The organism is Novosphingobium sp. FG90, from assembly GCF_057808725.1.
Genome location: NZ_JBMDIO010000092.1, coordinates 1 through 2,046 on the forward strand (window position 1 = coordinate 1; position 2,046 = coordinate 2,046).

General features: G+C 69.0%; 2 protein-coding genes. Both read right to left on the bottom strand.

Annotated features, from left to right (window positions below; genetic code table 11):
- Positions 1-102 precede the first annotated feature (102 nt).
- A complete protein-coding gene (locus tag ACODRZ_RS26610) occupies positions 103-1,650 on the bottom strand; it encodes a carboxylesterase/lipase family protein (RefSeq protein ID WP_488972982.1) in 1,548 nt (515 codons plus the stop codon).
- Between the two features lie 118 nt (positions 1,651-1,768).
- On the bottom strand, positions 1,769-2,046 hold a 278-nt coding region (locus tag ACODRZ_RS26615), incomplete at its 5' end, for a PfkB family carbohydrate kinase (protein WP_488972981.1).

Below are 2,046 nucleotides of genomic sequence, written 5' to 3' on the forward strand. Positions count from 1 at the left end.
CCCCGCTCACCCTGAGCTTGTCGAAGGGTCCCAGCTTTCGCTGGGATGACGGGGTCGGGGCAGGCGAGGCGCCCATATCCTCCCCGTTCCGGGGAGGAATATTCACGTTCCGGGCTGGACGTAGGGCGCCGTCGCCCAGAGTTCGCGCTGCCAGCGGCGCGGATCGTTCTCCACGCGCACGGTATCGTCGAACACCATCGTCGCGCGCTCGGGCAGGCGATAGGCGGCCCACTCTGCAAGGCCGGGTCGCCCGGTCTTCGCAAGGCCGGAGAAGGCGCGCATCATCGCCGCGCTCAGCTTGCGCGCGCTCTCGTCCGTGCCCGAGTAGCTGCCCCGCGCATCCAGCGTCCCGAAGACGTAGGGAATGTCATCCGTATGCGCCGCGCCGCGCAAGGGGTCGGTCGGCGAACGACGGTCGAGCTGGTACACCCAGGTATCTCCCGCCCCTGCGGTCGCCCGCGCGTCGGCCTCGATCACCTGCCCGGGCCATGACCGACCCGCCGTGGTCGCGGCGTAGTAGACCTGCTCCGGCGTCCAGCCGGGCTCGTGGGCGCGGTACTGCTCGACCACCCAGACGGGGTCGAGATCGATCTTCACTTCCGGCAGGATCCGCTCGGCAAGGTTGTCCCACGATAGCCCCTGCAGCCTGGCCCCGCGCGGATCGAGGAACGCGCGAGTCTCCTCGCGCACATTGCCCAGGATCATCGGCACGCCCAGCGACTGCGGCGCCGCATCCGGCCAGAACGGGTGGCGCGGCAGGTTCGTCATGTCGAGCACGGGGCCGAAGTAGACCCCGCCGCCCATGATCGGATCGCTGGCGGCCAGCCCCTCGACCAGCCGCTCGACCGGCATCGTGCGAAGGGTCTCGACGTCCCCGGGCGCGAGTTTCAAAGCGCTCATGAACGCCTGCGTGCGCGCCCAGGCGTGAGCGGGGCCGCTGGCCTGCACCTGCTGCCCGCTCATCGTCGCTGCCGAGTGGAACAGGCCCCGGGCGGCGGGCATTGCCATCAGCGTCGCGATCTTGGCGCCGCCGCCCGACTGGCCGAAGACCATGACGCGGGCGGGATCGCCTCCGAACCGGCCGATGTTGTCGCGCACCCACTGCAGGGCGAGGATAAGGTCCAGCTGGCCAAGATTGCCGCTGTCGGCATAGCGCGGGCCGAAGGGCTTGAGCCAGGCATAGCCCAGTGCATTGAGGCGATGGTTGACGCTCACCACCACGACATCGCCGCCTGCGGCCAGCTTGCCGCCGTGCGTCAGCGGATCGGTGACGGAACCGGTGGTGTAGGCTCCCCCGTGGAAATAGACCATGACCGCCCGATTCGCGCGCGAGTCGACTTCGGGCGTCCAGACGTTGAGGAAGAGGCAGTCCTCGGACTGTGCCTCTTCGGCCATGGCGCGCTGCGGACAGATGGGGCCGAACTTGGCGGCGGTGATGGCGGGACCGTCCAGCGGCTCGGCAACCGGCCGGGCAAAGCGCCCGGCACGGCCGTAGCGAATGCCCTTGAAGGCATGGACGTCGTTTTCCAAGATGGCGGTGTAGCGACCAACGCGCGCCATCTTCGCGCTGCGGGCAAGAGCGGGGACCGGCACTGTGGCAGCGAGCACTGCCGCCGTTTTCACCAGGGTACGGCGCGAAAGGTCGGTCATCTTGCTCTCCCAAGCTGAAGTGTGCGCTGTTCGCCCACCCCGCTGCGATTAGGCGATAAATCACCAGGTATCGCTCCCCTCCCGCAAGCGGGAGGGGTTGGGGGTAGGCCTTCTTCTCTTAGCGCCTGACATCCCCGCCCGAGGCCGAGAACGCTTCCAGTTCCTCCGGTCCGACGAGGCACATGTCGCCCGGCACGGTATGCTTGAGCACGGTATAGGCCAGCCCCGCCTGCGCGGTGGCGACGAGGTCCGCGCCCTGCAACCACTTGTGCAGCACCCCTGCGGCAAAGGCATCGCCGGTGCCGATGCGATCGACGATGCCGGTGACGTCCACCTCGCTCGTCTGGTGCGCCGCGTCCCGCGCATCGAGGCGCGCAGCGATGCGGTGGTGGCCGG

What these genes read in the sequence shown, in the direction of transcription:
- ACODRZ_RS26610 (WP_488972982.1), bottom strand. Translation starts at nt 1,650, where the DNA reads ATGACCGACCTTTCGCGCCGTACCCTGGTGAAAACGGCGGCAGTGCTC.